The organism is Allochromatium vinosum DSM 180 (assembly GCF_000025485.1).
Taxonomy (GTDB): Bacteria; Pseudomonadota; Gammaproteobacteria; order Chromatiales; family Chromatiaceae; genus Thermochromatium; species Thermochromatium vinosum.
Genome location: NC_013851.1, coordinates 548,777 through 571,506, shown reverse-complemented (window position 1 = coordinate 571,506; position 22,730 = coordinate 548,777). Strand labels below are relative to the sequence as shown.

Annotated in this window: 18 protein-coding genes and 1 tRNA gene; 14 read left to right on the top strand and 5 right to left on the bottom strand. The window is 62.9% G+C overall.

Going from position 1 to position 22,730, the window contains the following annotated elements:
* The first annotated feature begins 57 nt into the window (after nt 1-57).
* From ALVIN_RS02465 to ALVIN_RS02455, 3 genes are all read left to right on the top strand, one after another.
* Complete coding sequence (locus ALVIN_RS02465) at nt 58-1,638, top strand: peptide chain release factor 3 (protein WP_012969727.1); 1,581 nt, start codon at nt 58-60, stop codon at nt 1,636-1,638.
* A gap of 31 nt (nt 1,639-1,669) precedes the next feature.
* The gene (locus ALVIN_RS02460) at nt 1,670-1,909 is read left to right on the top strand and encodes a BolA family protein (RefSeq protein ID WP_012969726.1); all 240 of its coding nucleotides are present in this window, start codon (nt 1,670-1,672) and stop codon (nt 1,907-1,909) included.
* A gap of 92 nt (nt 1,910-2,001) precedes the next feature.
* Nucleotides 2,002-2,232, top strand: coding sequence for a hypothetical protein (locus ALVIN_RS02455; RefSeq protein WP_012969725.1), 231 nt, complete (start codon nt 2,002-2,004; stop codon nt 2,230-2,232).
* 111 nt (nt 2,233-2,343) lie between these two features.
* On the opposite strand, the gene ftsH is transcribed toward ALVIN_RS02455, so the two are convergent.
* Complete coding sequence (gene ftsH / locus ALVIN_RS02450) at nt 2,344-4,263, bottom strand: ATP-dependent zinc metalloprotease FtsH (protein ID WP_012969724.1); 1,920 nt, start codon at nt 4,261-4,263, stop codon at nt 2,344-2,346.
* A 260-nt stretch (nt 4,264-4,523) separates the two neighbouring features.
* Here ftsH and nagZ point away from each other — a divergent pair, with 260 nt between their 5' ends.
* Nucleotides 4,524-5,606, top strand: coding sequence for a beta-N-acetylhexosaminidase (gene nagZ / locus ALVIN_RS02445; RefSeq protein ID WP_012969723.1), 1,083 nt, complete (start codon nt 4,524-4,526; stop codon nt 5,604-5,606).
* Entirely contained in the window at nt 5,603-6,154 is a 552-nt protein-coding gene (locus ALVIN_RS02440) for a hypoxanthine-guanine phosphoribosyltransferase (RefSeq protein WP_012969722.1), read from the top strand. The genes nagZ and ALVIN_RS02440 overlap by 4 nt, the downstream gene beginning before the upstream one ends.
* Here ALVIN_RS02440 and ubiA read toward each other — a convergent pair whose 3' ends face one another.
* Both ubiA and ALVIN_RS02430 read right to left on the bottom strand, forming a co-directional pair.
* Nucleotides 6,155-7,057 carry a 4-hydroxybenzoate octaprenyltransferase gene (gene ubiA, locus ALVIN_RS02435; RefSeq protein ID WP_012969721.1) on the bottom strand — a complete coding sequence of 301 codons (903 nt, stop codon included), beginning with the start codon at nt 7,055-7,057 and terminating at the stop codon, nt 6,155-6,157.
* 93 nt (nt 7,058-7,150) lie between these two features.
* Nucleotides 7,151-7,235 (bottom strand) — tRNA-Leu (locus ALVIN_RS02430).
* Between the two features lie 156 nt (nt 7,236-7,391).
* Here ALVIN_RS02430 and ALVIN_RS02425 point away from each other — a divergent pair.
* From ALVIN_RS02425 to ALVIN_RS17475, 6 genes are all read left to right on the top strand, one after another.
* Nucleotides 7,392-8,033 (top strand): cobalamin B12-binding domain-containing protein, encoded by a 642-nt coding sequence (locus ALVIN_RS02425; RefSeq protein WP_043795485.1) that lies wholly within the window; start codon nt 7,392-7,394, stop codon nt 8,031-8,033.
* Nucleotides 8,030-9,136 carry a uroporphyrinogen decarboxylase family protein gene (locus tag ALVIN_RS02420; RefSeq protein ID WP_012969719.1) on the top strand — a complete coding sequence of 369 codons (1,107 nt, stop codon included), beginning with the start codon at nt 8,030-8,032 and terminating at the stop codon, nt 9,134-9,136. The genes ALVIN_RS02425 and ALVIN_RS02420 overlap by 4 nt, the downstream gene beginning before the upstream one ends.
* Nucleotides 9,137-9,164: 28 nt before the next feature.
* Nucleotides 9,165-12,353, top strand: a complete 3,189-nt coding sequence (locus tag ALVIN_RS02415; protein ID WP_012969718.1) for an ATP-binding protein — start codon at nt 9,165-9,167, stop codon at nt 12,351-12,353.
* 276 nt (nt 12,354-12,629) lie between these two features.
* Nucleotides 12,630-12,890: an ATP-binding protein gene (locus ALVIN_RS17895; RefSeq protein ID WP_223295252.1), complete on the top strand. Its 261-nt coding sequence runs from the start codon at nt 12,630-12,632 to the stop codon at nt 12,888-12,890.
* Nucleotides 12,891-12,908: 18 nt separating this feature from the next.
* Nucleotides 12,909-14,324: an ATP-dependent nuclease gene (locus ALVIN_RS16895; protein WP_223295251.1), complete on the top strand. Its 1,416-nt coding sequence runs from the start codon at nt 12,909-12,911 to the stop codon at nt 14,322-14,324.
* Nucleotides 14,325-14,388: 64 nt separating this feature from the next.
* Nucleotides 14,389-14,754, top strand: coding sequence for a hypothetical protein (locus ALVIN_RS17475; RefSeq protein WP_148217439.1), 366 nt, complete (start codon nt 14,389-14,391; stop codon nt 14,752-14,754).
* Between the two features lie 285 nt (nt 14,755-15,039).
* Here the strand turns inward: ALVIN_RS17475 and katG are convergent, their stop codons facing one another.
* Nucleotides 15,040-17,211 carry a catalase/peroxidase HPI gene (gene katG, locus ALVIN_RS02410; RefSeq protein WP_012969717.1) on the bottom strand — a complete coding sequence of 724 codons (2,172 nt, stop codon included), beginning with the start codon at nt 17,209-17,211 and terminating at the stop codon, nt 15,040-15,042.
* Between the two features lie 325 nt (nt 17,212-17,536).
* On the opposite strand from katG, the gene cydD reads away from it, so the two are divergent.
* Both cydD and cydC read left to right on the top strand, forming a co-directional pair.
* Complete coding sequence (gene cydD, locus ALVIN_RS02405; protein ID WP_012969716.1) at nt 17,537-19,315, top strand: thiol reductant ABC exporter subunit CydD; 1,779 nt, start codon at nt 17,537-17,539, stop codon at nt 19,313-19,315.
* A complete protein-coding gene (gene cydC, locus ALVIN_RS02400) occupies nt 19,312-21,048 on the top strand; it encodes a thiol reductant ABC exporter subunit CydC (RefSeq protein WP_012969715.1) in 1,737 nt (578 codons plus the stop codon). The genes cydD and cydC overlap by 4 nt, the downstream gene beginning before the upstream one ends.
* A 9-nt stretch (nt 21,049-21,057) precedes the next feature.
* Here cydC and ALVIN_RS02395 read toward each other — a convergent pair whose 3' ends face one another.
* A complete protein-coding gene (locus ALVIN_RS02395) occupies nt 21,058-21,528 on the bottom strand; it encodes a hypothetical protein (RefSeq protein WP_043795482.1) in 471 nt (156 codons plus the stop codon).
* 124 nt (nt 21,529-21,652) lie between these two features.
* Between ALVIN_RS02395 and ALVIN_RS02390 the strand changes: the two genes are divergently transcribed.
* Nucleotides 21,653-22,639 (top strand): adenosine kinase, encoded by a 987-nt coding sequence (locus ALVIN_RS02390; RefSeq protein WP_012969713.1) that lies wholly within the window; start codon nt 21,653-21,655, stop codon nt 22,637-22,639.
* Nucleotides 22,640-22,730: the final 91 nt, after the last annotated feature.

The following is a 22,730-nucleotide window of genomic DNA, read 5'->3' as shown; positions in this document are numbered from 1 at the left end:
AACCGCTATAATCGATCGCCTTTCAGCGCGCCATCCATCCGAACCGATCCCGACATCATGACCGAACTCCTGGAACAGCTCTCCAAACGGCGGACCTTCGCCATCATCTCGCACCCCGACGCCGGCAAGACCACGCTGACCGAAAAGCTCTTGCTGTTCGGCGGCGCGATCCAGCTCGCCGGCACGGTCAAGGGACGCAAGGCGGCGCGTCACGCCACCTCGGACTGGATGGAGCTGGAGAAGGAGCGCGGTATCTCGGTCACGTCCTCAGTGATGCAGTTCCCCTATGGCGAAGCTATCGTCAACCTGCTCGACACGCCCGGTCACGAGGACTTCTCGGAAGACACCTACCGCACCCTGACGGCGGTCGACTCGGCGCTGATGGTGATCGACGTGGCCAAGGGCGTCGAGGAGCGCACCATCAAGCTGATGGACGTGTGCCGACTGCGCGACACCCCGATCCTGACCTTCGTCAACAAGCTCGACCGTGAGGGACGCGACACCATCGAGATCCTCGACGAGATCGAGAGCGTACTCAAGATCCAGTGCGCGCCCGTGACCTGGCCGATCGGCATGGGCAAGCGTTTCAAGGGCGTCTATGACCTGCGCACCGGACGCACCCACCTGTTCACCGCCCAGCACGGCGGCAAGGTCGTCGAGGGCGAGATCATCGAGGGACTCTACAATCCGCGCATGGACGAAGTGCTCGGCGATCAGGCCCAGGAACTGCGCGAGGAACTGGAACTGGTCGAGGGTGCGAGCCATCCGCTCGATCTCGACGCCTATCTGGCCGGCCGGCAGACGCCGGTGTTCTTCGGCTCGGCGATCAACAACTTCGGTGTGCGCGAGCTGCTCGACGCCTTCGTCAGCTATGCCCCGCCGCCGCGTGCGCGCGAGACCCGCCAGCGCACCGTCGATCCGGGCGAGTCGGCCTTCACCGGCTTCGTGTTCAAGATCCAGGCGAACATGGATCCGGCGCATCGCGACCGCGTCGCCTTCATGCGCGTGTGTTCGGGCAGCTACAAGAAGGGCATGAAGATGCGTCACGCGCGCATCGGCAAGAGCATCCAGGTCGCCAATGCCATCACCTTCCAGGCCGACGAGCGCCGCCATGTCGAGGAAGCCTGGCCGGGCGACATCATCGGCCTGCACAACCACGGCACCATCCAGATCGGCGACACCTTCACCGAGGGCGAGGATCTCAAGTACGAGGGCATCCCCTATTTCGCGCCCGAACTCTTCCGGCGCGTGGTGCTCAGGGATCCGCTGCGGATGAAGGCGTTGCAGAAGGGCGTCTTGCAACTCTCGGAGGAAGGCGCCACTCAGTCATTCCGGCCGCTGAAGAACAACGATCTGATCCTGGGCGCGGTCGGCGTGCTCCAGTTCGATGTCGCGGCCTATCGGCTGAAGGCCGAGTACGGCGTCGATGCCGTGGTCGAGGCGGTCAGCGTCAAGACCGCGCGCTGGATCCAGTGCGACGATCCCAAGATACTGGAGCGCTTCAAGGAGAAGTGTTACGAGCACCTAGCGCTCGATGGCGACGATCAGCTCGTCTATCTGGCCCCGACGATGGTCAACCTGAGCCTGGCCGAAGAGCGCTGGCCCGAGGTGCGATTCCTGGCCACCCGCGAGCTGTGAAGCGAACATTCAAACCATGAGGAGTCAGAACTTGGAAACCGAAGCCGTCGCACAACGTATTCGCGCGGGTTTGCCTGGAGCCGAGGTCCAGGTCACGGGGGATGGCGAGCATTTCGAGGCCGTCGTCGTCAGTGACGCCTTCGAAGGACTGTCGCTCATCAAGCGTGAGCGTCTCGTCATGGAGACGGTCCGGGAGCAGGTCGCCAGCGGCGAGCTGCACGCGCTCTCCATCAAGGCCCGCACGCCGGCTCAGCAGGCGGCTCAAGGCTGAACCGCTTGTCGGACCCCGCTCAGGTGCCATACTGAAGGCAGACGGAGCCGGGCGGCGTCCGTCCCATCCAAGCCATTGCAGGAGGGAGTGCCATGTTTCTCAAACATCGCGCGACCGGCAAGCTGGTCGAGGTTCTGAGTCAGCGGGATCTACTCAATCCCATGCACGCGGTCGTCATCGGCCGCTATCACGCGGGCGAGGAGTTACAGGATCCGGAGCGGTTCGAGAAAGCCGATCTGGCCTTCACTTCAGATGAAGCCCTGCCACGCTGCTGGACCGACGTGCACTATCGCGACGAATCGGCCCATCATGCTTATCGTTAGCCGTCGCTGACGGTTCGCCCGCTGCCCTGAAAGAGAGAACCAAAAAGCCCCGCCGAAGCGGGGCTTTCGTGTTTGGGCGGCCTCGACGCCGCCCGATGAGGCACGGGGCGCTCAGACCCCGCCGATAGCAATGGGCGGCTGACCGGGAGCGCCCTTGCCCTGGGTCGCTCCGCTACCGCCATCGGTCTTGGTCGTCGGGCGCCCACCGCCATGCTCGTCGGGTACGCGCATCGGGCGGCCGGCCATGATGTCATCGATCTGATCCTTACCGATGGTCTCGTAGGTCAGGAGCGCCTCGGCCATGGTGTGGAGCTTGTCGAGCTGCTCCTCCAGAATCTGCTTGGTGCGCTGATAGTTGCGATCGATGATGTCGCGCACCGCCTGATCGATCGCCAGCGCCGTCTCGGGCGAGACCTGACGCTGCTGCGTCACCGAGCGGCCCAGGAACACCTCGCCCTCGTCCTCGGCATAGGCCAGCGGACCCATGGTATCGGACAAGCCAAAGCGCGTGACCATGTTGCGCGCGATGTCGGTGGCCCGCTCGATGTCGTTCGAGGCTCCGGTCGTCACCTGCTCGGGCCCGAAGATCATCTCCTCGGCCAGACGCCCTCCGAACAGGCTGGAGATCTGGCTTTCGAGCTGACGCTTGCTCATGCTGTAACGATCGCGTTCCGGCAGGAACAGGGTCACGCCCAGTGCCCGACCGCGCGGGATGATGCTGACCTTGTGCACCGGGTCGTGCTCGGGCACCAGTCGCCCGACGATGGCGTGTCCGGCCTCGTGATAGGCGGTCAGCTTCTTCTCGGATTCGGACATCACGATGCTGCGCCGCTCGGCACCCATCATGATCTTGTCCTTGGCCTTCTCGAACATGTCCATGCCGACGTCTTCGCGCCCGGAACGCGCGGCGAACAGCGCGGCCTCGTTGACCAGATTGGCCAGATCCGCACCCGAGAAGCCCGGCGTGCCGCGCGCGATGGTGCGCGCGTCCACATCCTCGGCGATCGGCACCTTGCGCATGTGGACTTCCAGGATCGCGGCGCGTCCGGCCAGATCCGGCAGCCCCACCACCACCTGACGGTCGAAGCGCCCCGGACGCAGCAGCGCCGGATCGAGCACGTCGGCGCGGTTGGTCGCGGCGATCACGATCACGCCCTCGCTGCCGGTGAAGCCGTCCATCTCGACCAGGAGCTGGTTGAGGGTCTGCTCGCGCTCGTCGTGTCCGCCGCCGAGACCCGCACCGCGCTTGCGCCCGACCGCGTCGATCTCGTCGATGAAGATGATGCAGGGCGCGCTCTTCTTGGCCTGCTCGAACAGGTCACGCACGCGCGAGGCGCCGACACCGACGAACATCTCGACGAAGTCCGAGCCGGAGATGCTGAAGAAGGGCACCTTGGCCTCGCCGGCGATGGCGCGCGCCAGCAGCGTCTTACCCGTACCGGGCGGGCCGACCATGAGTACGCCGCGCGGGATGCGCCCGCCCAGGTTGGAGAACTTCTGCGGATTGCGCAGGAAGTCGACCAGCTCGCCGACCTCTTCCTTGGCCTCCTCGACGCCGGCCACGTCGCGCAGGGTCACGCGCACCTCGCCTTCGGCGTGCTGACGCGCACGACTCTTGCCGAAGTTGAACAGACCGCCCGTACCGCCGCCCGAGCTGCGGCGCATGAACCAGATCCAGATCCCGGCCAGCACGATGAAGGGCAGCCAGGCGGCGACCAGTTGCATGAAGACACTCGGCTGCTCCGGCGGCTTGGCGCGGATGACCACATCGTGCTTGAGCAGATCGCCCACCAGCCCCGGATCGCCCGGATCATAGGTCTCGAAGCGCGAGCCGTCGCTGCGCACCCCCTTGATGGTCTCGTCCTGAATCGTGACCTCCTGGACGGCGCCGCTGGAGAGTTCCTGCAGGAACTGGCTGTAACTGAGATTGCGCGCCTCGATCTGCTCGGAGGTGGTGAGGCTGTTGAGCATCATCACCAGCCAGAAGGTGACGGCAATCCAGAGTAGGATGTTCAGGATCTTGGCATTCATGGTTCGGAGCTGTCCTCGTTGACCGGATCTGGAGTCGGGGCGCGGTGTCTGGACCCTCGCCTGTCTTGACGGTTTAGATCGGGTCTGGGGCTGTAAATCCAATGGGGGTGGTTCGCGATGACTCCCTGTCGACCGGAGCTTATCAGGGTTCGAGCCTGGATTGGAGTTCGGAAACTGTGATGGGTTCCGCATTCCGGGTTGCCGCCCGTCTATCGGCTCGCTAAGCTGGCGCTGAATGCTTCAGCGACGGGTCTGTCCCCATGCCACTTGGCCCCATCATGCTCGATCTCGCGGGAACGGCGCTCGACGCCGAGGACCGCGAACTGCTGCGCCACCCGGCCGTCGGTGGCGTCATCCTCTTTGCACGCAACTACGAATCGCCCGAGCAGCTCGCGGCGCTGACGGCCGCCATCCATGCCGTGCGCGAACCGGCGCTGTTGATCGGCGTCGATCAGGAAGGCGGACGGGTGCAGCGTTTCCGCGACGGCTTCACGCGCCTGCCGCCGGCCGGGCGTCTGGGCCGGCTCCATCGCGAGCGCCCGGCCCAGGCGCGCGCCGTCTGCGAGTCCATCGCCTGGCTGATGGCCGCCGAGTTGCGCGCAGTCGGAGTGGACTTCAGCTTTGCGCCCGTGCTGGATCTGGATCGCGGGATCAGCCGGGTGATCGGCGATCGCGGTTTCAGTCCTGATGCGCAGGCGGTCGGTGAGCTGGCATCGAGCTGGATGCGCGGTGCGCGTCAGGCGGGCATGGCCAGCGTCGGCAAGCATTTTCCGGGGCATGGCGGGGTCGAGGCCGATTCGCACACCGAGCTGCCGCGCGACGAGCGTCCCTTCGTCGATCTGGAACTGGAGGATCTGGCACCCTTCCGCCGTCTCATCGACCAGGGACTGGAGGCGATGATGCCGGCGCATGTGATCTATCCGTGCATCGATCCGCGCCCGGCGGGGTTCTCGCCGGTCTGGTTGCGCCAGATCCTGCGCCAGCAGCTCGGATTCCAGGGCGTCATCTTCAGCGATGACCTCAATATGGAGGCGGCCGGTGCGGGCGGCGATCATGTCGAGCGCGCGCAGGCGGCGGTGGCGGCCGGTTGCGATATGCTCCTGATCTGCAACAATCGCCCGGCGGCTGTGGCCACCCTGGCGGCCTTCAGGGACCATCGCGACCCGGCGACCAGTCTGCGACTGCTGCGGATGCGCGGGCGCAAGCCGCTCGATCGCGTCCGCCTGCACGAAAGCCCCGAATGGCACCGCGCCCTGGGCCATATCGCCGAACTCGAATCCCATGACTCGCTCGAGCTGCCGCTCGAGGATCCCACGACTCCGGAGCCAAGAACGAAACCATGAAGCTCGACCCACAGACTTACGCCGCCGTTGCCGGCCGCGCCGAATGCCTGGCCACGGCGGATGACATGGACGCCGCACTCGATCGCATGGCGGCCGATCTGACCGCGCGCCTGGCCGACAAGGATCCGCTGGTGCTCTGCGTCATGACCGGCGCGACCGTCGTCGCCGGGCTGCTGCTGCCCCGGCTCGATTTCCAGCTCAGGCTCGACTACATCCACGCCAGTCGTTATCAGGGGGCCACGCGCGGCGGTGAACTCGGCTGGCGTCATCGTCCATCGGAAGCCATTCGCGGCGAGCATGTGCTGGTGCTCGACGACATCCTCGACGAGGGCATCACGCTGGAGCAGATCGTGCGGGCCTGCCAGGAGGACGGCGCGGCAAGCGTGACCACGGCGGTGCTGGTCGAGAAGGAGCGCGAACACGCCTGCGAGGCCGATGTGGTCGGCATTCGGGTGCCTGACCGCTATCTCTATGGCTATGGACTCGACTACAAGAATTACTTCCGCAACGCGCCCGGGATCTATGCCGTAGCCGATGTGGATTTCTGATCAAGCGACGGCATAATCGAGCACCAGACCGATGAAGACCGCCATGCCGAAGTAGTTGTTGTTGAGGAAGGCCTGGAAACAGAGCGACGGATCACGCTGGCGGATCAGATATTGCTGATAGACCGCCAGCGCGGCCGCCGCCAGCAATCCGATCTGATAGAAGACACCCCGCCCCGTCTCCTCGCCGATCCAGACCAGCAGCCCGAGCATGAGGATCTGCAACAGCCCGATCGTCAGCCGATCCCAGCGTCCGAAGAGGATTGCGGTCGACTTGATGCCGATCTTGAGATCGTCCTCGCGATCGACCATGGCGTACTGGGTGTCGTAGATGAGCGCCCAGATCAGGGTAGCGACGAACAGCACCCAGGCATAGAACGGAATGGTGCCTGTGATGGCGGCGAAGGCCATCGGGATCGCCCAGCCGAAGGCCGCGCCGAGAAAGAGCTGCGGCACATGGGTGAAGCGCTTCATGAAAGGGTAGACGAAGGTCAGCGCCAGGGCCACGAACGACAGGGCGATGGTCTGCCAGTTCAGTTGCAGCACCAGGGCGAAGGCGATCAGGCTCAGGACCATGAACACCCCGATCGCCTCGCGCGGCGTCACCTGGCCCGTGGCCAGCGGACGCTGATTGGTGCGCGCCACATGGCCATCGAAGTGGCGATCGGCGTAATCGTTGATGGCGCAACCGGCCGAGCGCATCAGCACCACACCCAGCACGAAGATCAGCACCACCGACCAGTGCGGCTGTCCCGCGCCGGCCAGCCACAGCGCCCAGAGCGCCGGCCACATCAGCAGAAAGATGCCGATCGGCCGATGCAGACGCACCAGCAGATAGTAGTTGTAGAGACGATCGCGCCAGCGCGTCGGAGATGGGATCTGGACTTTCAGCTCGGGGACGCTCATGTCGGGTTCTGCGGCTACCTGTCTTCGGCGGCGCTCGGCCGCGTCAGAACCACAGCACGTCGGTCGACGACGACCCGAGCCTTCGAGGATCAATGGTGCCCGGGGCCGGGCTCGAACCGGCATGACCGAAGTCGAGGGATTTTAAGTCCCTTGCGTCTACCAATTTCGCCACCCGGGCAGGGCGTGAAGTGAGTCGAGGCAGTATACTGATCGGCGCTGGGCTTGGGTAGAGTCACCCGTCCCTCGACCCGATCCCCCCATGATGTCCGTGGTAACAGCCTCGGTCATCCGGCATCGGATGCCCCCGTGCTCAACTCACTGCGGTCGATCACTCATGTCATCATCGGACGCGCTGTTACAAGCCCTGCTGACGCTCAATCGGCTCCAGGCCCAGGAACTGCTGGCAGCGGCCCGCGCCGAGCATGCACCCCTGGAGGTCATCGAACGCCTGATCCGTCCGGCCCTGGAGGAAATCGGCCAGCTCTGGGAAGGCGGCGACTGCGCGCTCTCCCAGATCTATATGAGCGGGCGGATCTGCGAGGAGCTGCTGGAGGATCTGCTTGGCGAGGTACTCGCCGACGATCCGCCGGCCCCCGAGAACGCCCCGCCGCGACTGGCCATCGCGGTGCTGGAGGACTATCACCTGCTCGGCAAGCAGATCGTGCGAACCGTGCTGCGCGCCGCCGGCTACCAGGTGCACGACTACGGGCGCCAGGACGTGGAGACGCTGGTCGAGCTGGTGCGTTCCGACGGCATCGAGGTGCTGCTGATCTCGACGCTGATGCTGCCGGCGGCGTTACGGGTGCGGGCACTGGTCGAGCGACTGCGCGCGGTCGCCCCCAATGTACGGGTCGTGGTGGGCGGTGCGCCCTATCGTTTCGACGACCAGCTCTGGCGTGAGGTCGGCGCCGACGCCGTGGGGCTGAGCGCAGGCGACATCCTGGCGATCCTGGAGCGACTGGAGGTGAAACCGTGACGGTCCCGAACCAAGAAGGGCCGCCTCCGTCCGCGCCGACGCCGGACCAGCCCGTCGCCCCCATGACCTCCATGCAGCGCGTCCTGACCGCGCTCGGTCAGCGTGAGCCGGACCGGGTGCCGCTCTTCCTGTTCCCGGTCATGCAGGGCGCGCGCGAGCTCGGTCTATCGATCGAGGAGTATTTCGCCCGTCCCGAGCAGGTGGCCGAGGGGCAATGGCGTCTGCGCGCCAAGCTCGGCCACGACTGTCTCTACAACTTCCACTATGCCGCCATCGAGATCGAAGCCTGGGGCGGCAGCACGCTGTTTCGCGCCGATGGCCCGCCCAACGCCGGCGCCCCGATCGTGCGCGATCCCGAGGACATCCGGCGCCTGAGCGTACCGCGCATCGAGGATTCACCCAGCCTACAGCGCGTGCTCACGGCCACGCGCCTGATGGCCGAGCAGGCGCGCGGCGAAGTGCCCATCATCGGCGTGGTGATGTCGCCCTTCTCGCTGCCGGTAATGCAGCTCGGATTCGAGCGCTATCTGATCCTGATGCACGAGCGGCCCGATCTGTTCGAGCGCCTGATGCAGCTCAACGAACGTTTCTGCGTCGACTGGGCCAATGCCCAGGTCGAGGCCGGCGCGAACGCCATCTGTTATTTCGATCCGGTCTCGTCGACGACCATCACCACGCGCGAGTTCTTTCTGGCCACCGGACGCGAGATCGCCCGTCGCACCCTCGCCCAGATCAAGGCGCCGGCCGCCATGCACTTCGCCTCGGGGCGCATCCTGCCGCGCGTGCCGGATCTGCTCGACACGGGCGCGGCCGTGATCGGCGTGAGTTCGCACGAGGATCTCGGCGCGCTGAAACACGCCGCCCAGGGGCGACTGTCGCTGCTGGGCAACCTCAACGGCATCGCCATGCGTCACTGGACGCCGGAGCAGGCCGAATCCGCCGTCAGGGACGCCATCCGGGCCGCCGGGCACGGTGGCGGTTTCATCCTCGCCGACAACCACGGCGAAATTCCCTGGCAGGTGCCGGACGCGGTCCTGACGACCATCTCCCAGGCCGTCGCGCGCTGGGGGCGTTATCCACTCGCTGACGATCACATCCACTGACATCGGACGCCAGCCGCGCGCAATCATCTTGTCCACGACTCCACGCGCCAGATCCTTAGACACAAGCACGCCCGGTTGGGAGACGCCGGTTCACCTATTCGTTTGCGCCAGTCTCTTCACCGAGGCCCGCGCGGCACTGAGCGGAGCGCTCGAAGGCACCCACTTGCGACTCCATCCCTTCCCGGCCCGGTGCGGCTCCCCGCCCGTGACGGCCGTCGAGCTGGATCGGCGCATCGCCAGCGTGCCGAGTCACGAACCTCTGATCTGGATCGGCGGATGCTGTCTTGCGCCGTTGATGCGCGAACACAAACGCGATCGCAACATCGCCCGCAAGACCAAATCGGCAGACGCACTCGGCTTCCACCGTCTCGATCAATGCTTCCATCTGCTCACGGATCCGGCCTGGATCGATGAATGGCTGGCGGAAGGCGCCTATCTCTGCACACCGGGCTGGCTCGCCGCCTGGCCGCGGCATCTCGCACGCCTGGGGCTGGCGGACCGCGATCTGGCGCGCACGCTCTTCGGCGAGAGCACGCGCCACCTGCTCCTGCTCGACACCGGGCATGATCCCAGGGCCGCCGAGCATCTGGCGGCGCTCGCCGAGCATCTGGCGCTTCCGGCCCGGCGCGAGCGCGTCGGACTGGGGTATCTGCGGCTCAGTCTCATCCAGCTCGCCGCGCAGGCCAGCCATCGGGCCGAGCACCGCCTGAACACCTCGCGTCTCGCCGCCGCCCGCCAGCAGCTCGCCGAGACGGCCATGGCGATGGATCTGGTCGGGCGTCTCTCGGTCGCCGATGGCGAGCGCGGCGTCATCGGCCAGATCCTGGAGATCTTTACCGCGCTCTTCGCGCCGACCCAGTGTTTCTATCTGCCCTGTGCCGAGCTTCGGGCGAACCGTCCCGAAACCCTCGGTGACACACCCACGCCCGAGTCGTTCGCCGAGGCGCGTGATTTTGCGCTGGAGCGCGGCACGATCCGGGCCACGGCCTCGGGCCACGGCTTTCTGCTGCGCCTCCAGCACGAGACCGAGACCCTGGGCGTGTTCCTGATCGATGGTCTGGCCATGACCCGGCATCTGCGCAAGTATCAGAACCTCGCGCTCCAGATGGCCGGACTCTGCGCCATGGCGGTGCAGCGCGCCCAGTCGATCCAACTGCTCAGTCAGAGCGAGACGCGCTATCGCTCGCTGTTCGAATCCATGAGCGAGGGGTTCGCCCTGCACGAGATCATCCTCGACGACCGGGGCCATCCCATCGACTACCGCTTCCTCGACGTCAACCGGGCGTTCGAGACCCTGACCGGACTGAAACGCGCCGATCTGATCGGGCGGCGCGTGCGCGAGGCCATCCCCGGCATCGAGGGCCATTGGATCAAGCGCTATGGCGAGGTGGCGCTCCATGGTCAGGTCATGCGTTTCGAGCAGTTCGACAATGTGTTGGGGCGCCACTTCCAGGTCCACGCCTACAGCCCGCGCGTGGGCACCTTCGCGGTGATTTTCTCGGATGTCACCGAGCAGCGTCAGGCCGAGCACGAGCTCTTCGAATACCGTGAGCATCTGGAGACGCTGGTTGCCAGCCGCACCGCCGAGCTGGCGCTCGCCAAGCAGGAGGCCGAGCGCGCCAATCAGGCCAAGAGTCTGTTCCTGGCCAACATGAGTCACGAGATCCGCACCCCGATGAACGCCATCATCGGACTCACGCATCTGCTCGGACGCGAGATCAGTGTTCCCGCGCAGCGCGACCGTCTGCTCAAGATCGATGGCGCGGCCAAGCATCTGCTCTCGGTCATCAACGACATCCTCGACATCTCCAAGATCGAGGCCGGCAAGCTGGAGTTGCAGACGAGCGATTTCTCACCGCGCGTGCTGCTCGATCAGGTCAGCGCCCTGATCGCCGAGCAGGTGCAGAGCAAGGGGCTGGACTACAGGGTCGACGCAGGGCCGCTGCCGGTCGTGCTGCATGGCGACGCGACCCGTCTGCGTCAGGCGTTGCTCAACTATCTGGGCAATGCGCTCAAGTTCACCGAGCGCGGGCGCATTCAGCTTCAGGCGCGCCTCCTGGAAGACGGCAACGAGGACGCGCTGATCTCGTTCGAGGTGATCGATACCGGGATCGGGATTCCGGAGGAGATGCAGGGGCGGCTGTTCACGCTCTTCGAGCAGGGCGACGGTTCGCCGATCCGCCGCTATGGCGGGACCGGGCTGGGTCTGGCCATCACGCGGCGCATTGCCGAGCTCATGGGCGGCAGTGCCGGGGTGGAGAGTGTGCCCGGTCAGGGCAGCCGCTTCTGGTTCACGGCACGGTTGCTCAAGCGGCCGGATCGGGAGCTGGGGTCGCTGGAGGGTCAGCCGAGCATCATCGATGCGCTGGAGACCCTGGCACGCGAGTTCCGGGGCGCCCGTCTGCTGGCCGTCGAGGACAATCCGATCAATCAGGAGGTGTTGCTGGAGCTGCTCGGTCAGGCCAATCTGGTGGCGGATCTGGCCGAGAACGGGCGGCGCGCCGTCGAGCTGGCCGGTCAGCGGCGCTATCGGCTGGTGCTGATGGATGTGCAGATGCCGGAGATGGATGGGCTGGAGGCGACGCGCCGTATCCGTCGGCTGCCGGGCTGGGGCGAGGTGCCGATTCTGGCCATGACGGCCAATGTGCTCGGGCAGGAGCGCCGGGCGTGCCTGGATGCGGGGATGAACGATCATATCGCCAAGCCGGTGGAGCCGGTGATTTTCTACGAAAGTCTGCTGCATTGGCTTTCGTCGCCGGGGTCGCGGGCGGCTCAGGAGGGAACAGAGCGAGCGTCTGGAGCGCCGGGGGCGGTCGAATCGCCTGAGACGCGGCCGGAGCCGTCGGAGCAGCAGGACTGGCTGTACGCGATTGCCGGGCTGGACGCCGATTTCGGGCTACGCTGCGTCGGCGGCAAGCGCGAACTCTATGTGCGTATGCTGCACAAGCTCGTCGACGGGCATCGTGATGACATGGTTCATCTCAGGGCGCATCTGGCGGCGGGCGCGCGTGAGGAGGCTCAGCGGCTGGCGCATACGCTCAAGGGGGCGGCGGGGACGTTGGGGGCGGTCGAGTTGCAGCGGGCGGCGGCTGAGCTGGAGCGTGTGATTCGGTCGGGCGCGGTCTTGAGCGGGGATGAGCTGGAGATGGCGGAATTGGCCGGGCAGGTCGATCAGGCGTTGGGCGGGTTGGCGGAACGGCTGTCGAAGCCGGATTGAGCAGTGGGACGCTGATTCGGGGATTTCGATACACAGCGGTTTGGCGCAATCGAGGCGAAACGAGGGATTGGCAAGAGATAGATCCGGGTCGTAAGTCCACACGTCACTAGAGAGTCCCGCGCATGGACAGGATTCTGCGGGATAATATGTGCTTTGCAGATAAAATCTCACAGGGTCTTCAGTGTTTACGGCAATACCGTCAATCTCACACTGCATAAAAGGCGGCCAAACTGGAAACCAATATAATCACTGGCTATATTTCCACGGAAACTTGAGATGCTTAAAAGAATAAAATTAAAATTTGGCAGTGCGGCAACTGAGAATCCTTTGAATTTATCAGTAACTCCAATTACGGTATTTGTTGGGCCAAACAATTCCGGAAAATCAAAGATCCTCAAAGAAATCCTTCATTTTTGCAGAGAAGGTAACTTTGATGCGCGCGGGGTTATTATCGAAGACGCCTATTTTGAAAATATAGAAAAGCAAGAGCTTATCGAAAAATTAGCTCACCTAGAAAAAGAACCCAATGAAAATTAGCCCCTACCAAAAGGCTGCATGATAGTTGGAAACTATCAAGAACGCGCACAGATAGAAAAGGAAATATTTACGCAGTTAGTTGAAAAACTCAACGACAAGCATTATCGCCAATATTTCTGCAGGTGGTTCCTAAAGTTTAATACATTATTGCTTGACGGGCATGGAAGAATGCAGCTCACACAAGAGCAGCAAGGGGGTAATCTTCAGTTACCCCCTAGTAATAGCTTGAGCGCTCTATTTAGAGATGACAAAAAAAGAGCTGAAGTTAGAAGAATTGTACATGACGCTTTTGGTCTTTATTTTGTTATTGATCCGACAGATTTGGGCAAATTAAAAGTAAGATTATCTGAAACCCCCCCATCAAACGACATACAAGAAAGAGGGGTTCATGCTGATGCAGTAATATTCCATAGCAAAGCCAAGAAAATAGATGACCTTAGCGATGGCGCAAAAGCATTTACAGGTATTGTTCTTGAGCTTGTAGCTGGCGACCCAATGGTTCTAATGATTGATGAGCCAGAGGCTTTTTTGCATCCATCACTCTCATACAAGTTAGGCAAAGAGATCTCCGTTACGGCTTCTGCGCAAAGCAAAAAAATATTCGTCTCTACACACAGCTCCAATTTTATTATGGGCTGCATTCAATCTGGCACACCAATAAACATCGTTCGCCTTACATACTCGCAAAGCGTAGCAACAGCGAGATTACTACCTAGCGAAAAGCTACTGCAATTAATGCGAAATCCGCTGTTACGTTCCACAGGCGTAATAGACGGCCTGTTCTATGAGGCAGTTATCGTAACTGAGTCGGATGCAGACAGGGCATTCTATCAAGAAATAAATGAGAGGCTATTAAAACACTCCCCAGAAAGAGGGATAACAAACTGCCTGTTCATAAATGCACAAAACAAGCAGACCGTACACCAAATAATTCGACCTTTACGAGAATTAGGCATTCCAGCTGCAGCTATTGTTGATATTGATGTTTTAAAGGAAGGCGGCCAGCCATGGAGTAATTTCTTAGGTAGTGGATTTGTGCCTCATATTTCACAGAAATCGCTAATCTCAATTCGCCAAGAAATAAGCAAAAAATTTATCGAACTGAATATAGACATGAAAAGAGATGGCGGAATATCTTCACTTCCAAACGATGAGAAAGAAGCTGCGGAAAGTCTTCTAAGGCAACTCAGAGAATATGGGTTATTTGTGGTTCCAAATGGAGAGCTTGAGTGTTGGTTAAAAAACCTGAAAGCATCTGGGCACGGACCAAAATGGCTTATTGAAATTTTTGAAAAAATGGGAGAAAATCCAGAACTAGAAAACTACACAAAACCAGAAGACGGTGATGTTTGGGATTTCATAGGCAGCATTAAAGAATGGACTTCTTCAGTTAGCAGAAAAGGCATACCAGCCAAAATACAGCAAGCGATTTAATTAGTATGCTCGTAAGCTGCGTTTATTACGCAAGCACTGGCCAAAGCAAGCAAGAGAGAAATTAATGCTCGAAACTCAAGAAACTCTAAATATTGCCGGATGGTTATTCGGCATCTTTCCTGCACTGGGCGTGATATATTGGACATGGTTAAATCGTGGGGAAAGCTGGAGATGGTCCGTTTTAATTTGCGGCTTCCTGCTTGTGGGGCTCGGCACATGGATGGCAGAACTATTTATTGAAATCATAAGCCACATTGAAATAATCCAAGCAGAAAAACCAAAACTTGATTCAGCATGGGTAGCCATAAAGAACAGCAGCACGGTTTGGCTTTTTATTTTTCCGGCTACTGCTATGGGCATTGGAGTCAACTTGATATCTTCTTTTTTAACAACAAAAAAGCCAGACAATATCGAAGACCCTAACCTTTAAGACATCGCATTACACATAAACCTGTAAGTTACTGATTTTTTATAGAGCATACTTCAGCTTGAGCTTCATAAAATTCAACAGCTTACGGAAATGTATGCAATGCGATGCCTTTAAGAGGATATAGCGATAAAGACATCAAATCCTTTTAAATCTCTGTCAGGCGGGATCACGATCCGACCTCTGAAGCAAGAATACTGTGAGCCGGCATAGCTCAAAAGCTGGATAGACACTTTGCAACCACTCTCACCGGAAGCCCTGTTCCCTCAGAGCTTCCGGCACTCACACTCAAGCCAGATCGAAGCGATCGGCGTTCATGACCTTGGTCCAGGCGGCCACGAAGTCCCGAACGAACTTCTCCTTGTTGTCATCCTGTGCATAAACCTCGGCATAGGCGCGCAGGATCGAGTTGGAGCCGAACACCAGATCCACCCGCGTCGCCGTCCACCGGACCGCGCCGCTCTTGCGATCACGGATCTCATAGAGATTGTCGGCGGTCGGCACCCAGCTATAGGCCATATCGGTCAGATTGACGAAAAAGTCATTGGTCAACGCGCCTACCCGGTCGGTGAAGACACCATGCCGGCTACCGCCATGATTGGCACCCAGGACACGCAGTCCACCGACCAGCACCGTCATCTCGGGCGCCGTCAGCCCCATCAGCTGCGTGCGGTCGAGCAGCATCTCCTCGGCGCTGACCACATAGTCGCGCTTGAGCCAGTTGCGATAACCGTCGTGGAGCGGCTCCAGCACCTCGAACGACTCGACATCCGTCATCTCGGCCGTGGCATCGCCGCGCCCAGGCGCAAAAGGCACCTGAACGTCGAACCCGGCCGCCCTGGCCGCCTGCTCGATGCCGACCGTACCCGCCAGCACGATCACATCGGCCACACTGGCCCCGGTCTCGGCCGCGATGGGTTCGAGCACGCTCAGCACCCGTGCCAGACGCGCCGGCTCGTTGCCCTCCCAATCCTTCTGCGGCGCCAGCCGGATGCGCGCCCCATTGGCCCCGCCGCGATTGTCCGAACCCCGGAAGGTCCGAGCGCTGTCCCAGGCGGTGGCGACCATGTCGCTGACGCTCAGACCACTGGCCGCGATCCGCGCCTTCACGGCCGCGACATCGTAGTCGGTGCGACCGGCAGGCACCGGATCCTGCCAGATCAGATCTTCCTGCGGCACATAGGGACCGATGTAGCGCGTCCTGGGTCCGAGATCGCGATGCGTCAGCTTGAACCAGGCGCGCGCGAAGGTCTCGGCGAAATACTCCGGGTCCTGACGGAACCGCTCCGAGATCTTGCGGTACTCGGGGTCCATCTTCATCGCCATGTCGGCATCGGTCATGATCGGATTGCGACGGATCGACGGATCTTCGACATCGACCGGCTTGTCCTCCTCCTTGATGTCGATCGGCTCCCACTGCCAGGCACCGGCCGGACTCTTCTTCAGCTCCCACTCATAATCGAGCAGCAGATGGAAGTAGCCGTTGTCCCAGCGTGTCGGATGCGTGGTCCAGGCACCCTCGATGCCGCTGGTCACGGCGTCGCGACCGATGCCGCGCGCGGTCTTGTTGAGCCAGCCCAGCCCCTGATCCTCGACCCCGGCGCCCTCGGGCTCCGGTCCCAACAGCTTGGCATCACCGTTGCCATGCGCCTTGCCGACCGTATGACCGCCGGCGGTCAGGGCGACGGTCTCCTCGTCGTTCATTGCCATGCGCGCGAAGGTCACGCGCACGTCATGGGCGGTCTTGAGCGGATCGGGCTGGCCGTCGACGCCCTCGGGGTTGACGTAGATTAGGCCCATCATCACCGCCGCCAGCGGGTTGTCGAGGTCGCGCTCACCGGAGTAGCGGCTGTTGGGGTTGTCGCTGGGAGCAAGCCATTCCTTCTCCGAGCCCCAGTAGATGTCCTTCTCCGGATGCCAGATATCCTCGCGGCCGAAGGCAAAACCAAAGGTCTTGAGCCCCATGGACTCATAGGCCACGGTGCCGGCCAGCACGATGAGGTCGGCCCAACTGAGCGCGTTGCCGTATTTGCGCTTGATCGGCCACAGCAGACGACGCGCCTTGTCCAGGTTGACGTTGTCGGGCCAGGAGTTGATCGGGGCGAAGCGTTGATTGCCGGTGCTCGCGCCGCCGCGCCCATCGGCGATGCGATAGGTGCCGGCCGCGTGCCAGGCCATGCGGATCATGAGACCGCCGTAATGCCCCCAGTCGGCCGGCCACCAGTCCTGGCTGTCGGTCATCAGGGCGTGCAGGTCTTTCTTGACGGCTTCGAAATCGAGCGTCTTGACCGCTTCGCGATAGTCGAAGTCCGGGTCCAGCGGATTGGTCTTGGTGTCGTGCTGATGCAGGATGTCGAGATTGAGCGCCTTCGGCCACCAGTCCATGTTCGAGGATCCGGCCGCCGTGTGACCACCGTGCATCACCGGGCACTTGCCTGCTGTCGTCGCATTCGTGTCCATCGCTCTCTCCATTCGTGGCTTCGTTGACTGAAGTTCGTTATGGTCTCGCGTGATCGTCGAGCCTGCGAATCAAGATAGAGTCAGACATGGCCGGAGACCAATCGTTTGGTCAGATCCAAAAGATCGAAAAAGACTATTGGGCGCCGCCATTCAATCGACCAGAACACTCAACATTTTGTATTCACCCCCACCCCGTCAGAGGGCTGCTCCCATGCCCGGTACCCGCCTCCGATCCGCCGCATCCAAACCAAAAATTGCCCAGAGGGACTTGGGTCCGTATCCTCCGCTATCGGCTCTCGACCGAGGACGGATAGGGTAAGGGTTCATGTCAGTCAACGCCTGGCTCAAATCACAACGGCCGCTCGCTGGCGCCGCGCTCATGCGGGCCATCTGGCTCAACACGGCCAACGGTCTGCTGGCCGTCGCCCAGGCTTGGGCGCTGGCCGTGACCCTCGATGCCGTGATCTTCAACGACGCTGGACTGAGCGAAGTCCAGCCCTGGCTGTGGGGGCTGCTGGCGCTGTTTGGCGCGCGCGCGCTCATCGTCTGGCTCGCCGAGCGATCGGCCTTTCAAGCGGCCGCTCAGGTGCGTGCCACGCTGCGCGATCGGATCCATCGGCATCTGCAACGGCTCGGGCCGGCCTATCTCTCCGGCCAGCGCAGCGGCGCGTTGGTCGAGACTCTGACCAAGGGTATCGACGACCTGGAGGGCTATTACGCCCGTTTCGTCCCGGCCATGACGCTGGTGATGATCCTGCCGCTGGCCATCCTCACCGCCGTGATGCCGATGGACTGGCTCGCCGGGCTGGTGCTGCTGTTCACGGCGCCGCTGATCCCGCTGTTCATGATCCTGATCGGTTCGGGCGCCGAGGTGCGCAATCAGCGCCAGTGGAAACAGCTCGCGCGCATGAGCGCGCACTTCCTCGACGTCATCCAGGGCCTGACCACGCTCAAACTCTTCGGCGCCAGCCGGCGCGAGGTCGCCATCATCGCGCGCGTCTCCGACGACTATCGTCACAGCACCATGCAGGTGCTGCGCGTGGCCTTCCTGTCCTCGGCGGTGCTGGAGTTCTTCGCCAGCGTCGGGGTCGCCATCGTCGCGGTCCTGATCGGCTTCCGGCTCTATGGCCTGGCAGTGCCGGTGCCGGCCTGGATTCCGATCCCGGACGTGACCTATCTGCAAGGATTCTTCGTGCTCATGCTCGCGCCCGAGTTCTATGCGCCGCTGCGCAATCTCGGCACTCAGTACCATGCGCGCATGGGCGCGGTGGCGGCCGCCGAACAGTTGATCCAGGTGCTGGACACCGAACCGACCCGTATCGATCCGGGCACCGAGCCGCTGGCGGCCGCCCGGCCGCTTGGGGTGCGCTTCGAAGACGTGCGATTCAGCTATGAGCCGGGGCGCGAGGCACTCGATGGTCTGAGCTTCGCCATCCCGCCGGGGCAGCGCATCGCCCTGGTCGGCACCAGCGGCGCAGGCAAGACCACAGTGGTCAATCTGCTGCTCGGGTTCCTGGTTCCGACCGGCGGGCGCATCCTGATCGGCGAACAGGCGCTCGCCGAGATCGACCTGGAAGACTGGCGCCGTCATCTGGCCTGGGTGCCGCAGCAACCGCGCCTGTTCCAGGGCACGATCGCCGACAACATCCGGCTCGGGCAGCCCGAGGCCGAGCTCGACGCCGTGCGTGAGGCGGCGCGACGCGCACGGGCGGCTGAATTCATCGACGCCCTGCCGCTGGGCTATGACAGCCCGGTCGGCGAGCGCGGCGCGGGACTCTCGGGCGGGCAGATCCAGCGCATCGCCCTGGCCCGCGCCTTTCTGCGCGATGCCCCCCTGGTGATCCTCGACGAGGCCACGGCCAACCTCGACCCCGAGAGCGAGCGTCTGGTCCAGGAAGGCATCGACGAACTGGCGCTCGATCGCACCCTGCTGGTGATCGCGCATCGGCTCAATACAGTGCGCCGCGCCGATCGCATCCTGGTGCTCGATCGGGGGCGGATCGTCGAACAGGGGACACATGATGAACTGGCCGATGCCGCCGGACTCTATGCGCGGATGATCGCCGCCCACAGTCCGAGCCGGCCTGGGAGTGAGCCGGCATGAACGAACTGCGCCGTCTGTGGCAACTCTTTCAGCCCTACCGAACCTGGATGCTGGTCGGCACCCTGGCCGCGATCCTGACCCTGCTGGCCAATGTCACGCTCATGGCCGCCGCCGGCTGGTTCCTGACCGCGATGGCCGCTGCCGGCGCAGCGGGCGTGGCCATGAACTATTTCACCCCGGCGGCGCTGATCCGGGGCAGTGCCATGATCCGCACCGCCGGGCGCTATGGCGAACGGCTCGTCAACCATGAGGCGACCTTCCGGCTGATCGCCAGTCTGCGCGTCTGGTTCTATCAGCATCTCGAACCGCTCGCCCCGGCGCGGCTCCAGCAGTATCACAGCGGCGATCTGCTGAGCCGCATCCGCGCCGACATCGACGCGCTCGACAATCTCTATGTGCGGGTGCTGGTGCCGGTCGCGGTGGCCAATGTCAGTATCGTGCTGTTCACGATCTTTCTGCTCTTCTACCATCCACTGCTGGCGCTCTCCGGCCTGACCTTTCTGGTACTGGCCGGGGTGGGACTGCCGATCTGGTCGCAGGCACGCGGTCTGGCCCCTGGACGGCGCATCGCCGAGGACGAGGCGGCCTTGCGCACGGCGGTCATCGATGGTGTCCAGGGCCTGGCCGAACTCACGCTCTATGGCGCCGCCGAGCGCCAGGCCCGGCATATCGACAGCCTGAGCCGGCGTCTGATCGCCGATCAGACCCGTCTCTCCAGCGATCATGGCCTGACTCAGGCCGCCGTCGGACTCTGCGCCAGCCTGAGCCTGTGGGTGCTGCTGTGGATCGCCATCCCGCTGGTCGACGACGGGCGGCTGATGCCGCCGCAACTGGCGATGCTGGCACTCTTTACGCTCGCCAGCTTCGAGGCCGTCGCCCCCCTGCCCCAGGCGTTCCAGATGCTCGGGCGCACCCTGGCCGCCGCGCACCGGCTGTTTGCCATCGTCGATACCGAGCCGGCCGTCGCCGAACCGAGCCCCCCCTCGCCCCGGCCCGAACGCTTCGATATCGAGTTCGCTGATGTGCGCTTCAGCTACCCGGACGCGCCACGCCCGGCCGTCTCAGGCATCCGGCTCCAGGTGCCCCAAGGCACACGCGCGGCGGTGATCGGCGCGACCGGCTCGGGCAAGAGCACGCTGTTCAATCTGCTGCTGCGCTTCTGGGCACCGGATTCGGGCAGCATCCGCGTCGGCGGTCATGACATCCTGGACTTCCATGGCGACGATCTGCGCCGCCACATCGCCGTGGTCAGTCAGCACACCCATCTGTTCGACGCCACCATCCGCGAGAATCTGCTGATCGCCAACCCGGACGCTCCGCAGGCGGCGATCGAAGCGGCCTGCCGCGTGGCCCAGATCCACGACTTCATCGCCGAGCTGCCCGAGGGCTATGACACCTGGGTCGGCGAGACCGGCGTGCGACTCTCGGGCGGTCAGGGGCGGCGGATCGCCGTGGCGCGCGCCCTGCTCAAGGACGCGCCCATCCTGCTGCTCGACGAGCCGACCGAGGGTTTGGACGCTGCCACCGAGCGCGATCTGATGCAGGCGCTCGATACCCTCATGGTCGGACGCACCGTGCTGCTCATCACCCATCGTCCGGCCGGTCTGGACTGGGTCGATCAGGTGCTGGTGCTCGATCAGGGACGCGAGCTGGCGCGCGGTGATGTCTCGGTCATTCCGCAGGCGATGCAGGCGGCCCTGCTGCCGCTGCGCGCCGAGGCCGAGACGCGCTGAGTTTCGAGGCTAGAACACACCCGGATCACGACGACGGACGGGACGCGCCACCTGTGCCTCGGGCGGTCGTCGTCGCGGCACGGGCGTCTGGCGGAAGAACTCGACCAGCCCCACGATCAGACAGGTCAGCGACACGCCGAGCCCGAGCGCGGAGTACACCCCCATGTGCAGCAAATGGGCCTTCCACGCCTGGATCTGAGGCCAGTTGTTGAGACGCACCCGGACCATCTGGGGAGTGACGAAATAGGCCAGTCCCTCCGATCCCAGCGCCGTGAGCGAGTTACGCGCCAAATGGTCGGCAAGCGGCTCATTGTCGAGCAAGAGTTGAAAGTTCCCGCTGGTCTGCTCCAGCGGCAGGGCCATTTCGATGGGCGTCCATTCGACCTGGGGCGCGCCCCAGATGGCACGGCCATAGTCCAGGCCGAACTGAGTCCCGGCGATCGGGGTGCCCACCAACCCGATGATCATCAACAGATTCATCTTACGTTTCATCAGTCTTGCGCGAAAAACCGCTCCGTTCAGATGGTAAATCGCCGCCGGAACGCGCCAGCGGCTCGATGGCTCGGTACAATGGTCCACTTTTTTGTGCACTCATGGAACCATCATGGCGAAATATCACATCTACGGCATCGGCAATGCCCTGGTCGACATGGAATACGAAGTCACGCCCGAGGATCTGGGCATCCTCGGCATCGACAAGGGCGTCATGACCCTGGTCGACGAACACCAGCAGCTCAGCATCATGGAGCATCTCAAGGCGCACCATCCTCAGCGCGGCTCGGGCGGCTCGGCGGCCAACTCCATCATCGCCTTCAGCCAGTTCGGCGGTAAGGGCTTCTATTCCTGCAAGGTCGCCGACGACGAGCTGGGCCACTTCTACATGAAGGATCTGATCGAGGGCGGCGTGGACACCAATCACCACACCGAGAAGGATCAGGGTCACACCGGACGCTGCGTGGTGTTGGTGACGCCGGACAGCGACCGCACCATGTGCACTTTCCTGGGCGTGAGCGGCAACCTCTCGACCAAGGAGCTGGTCGAGGAGGCACTGTGCGATTCGGACTGGTTCTATACCGAAGGCTATCTGGTCACGTCCGACTCGGCGCGCGCGGCATCGATCGAGGCCAAGCGGATCGCCGAGGCGGCGGGCGTCAGGACCGCCATCTCGCTGTCGGACCCCAACATGGTCAAGTTCTTCAAGCCCGGACTGCTGGAGATGATCGGCTCGGGCGTGGATCTGCTGTTTGCCAACGAGTTCGAGGCCATGGGCATGGCCGGCTCGGACGATCTGCATCAGGCGGTCGACTATCTCAAGACCATCGCGCGCCACTTCTCCATCACCCGCGGTCCCAAGGGCGCGCTGGTCTGGGACGGTCGGGCGCTGATCGAGATCGATCCGGTCGAAGTCGAGGCGGTGGATACGGTCGGCGCGGGGGATATGTTCGCCGGCGCCTTCCTCTACGGACTGAGCCAGGGCTGGACGCATCAGCGCGCGGGGGATCTGGCCTCGGCGGCCTCGGCCAAGCTCGTCACTTCACTCGGGCCGCGCATCACGGCCGAGGAGACGCGCAACATCCTGAAAGCGTTTTGAAACCAGGGCTCCGGCTTCAGCCGGCTCGATCGTGAAACTGGAATCGAGTCGACAGATCACAGGGCGGAATAAAGCTAGCATTGCCATCAGG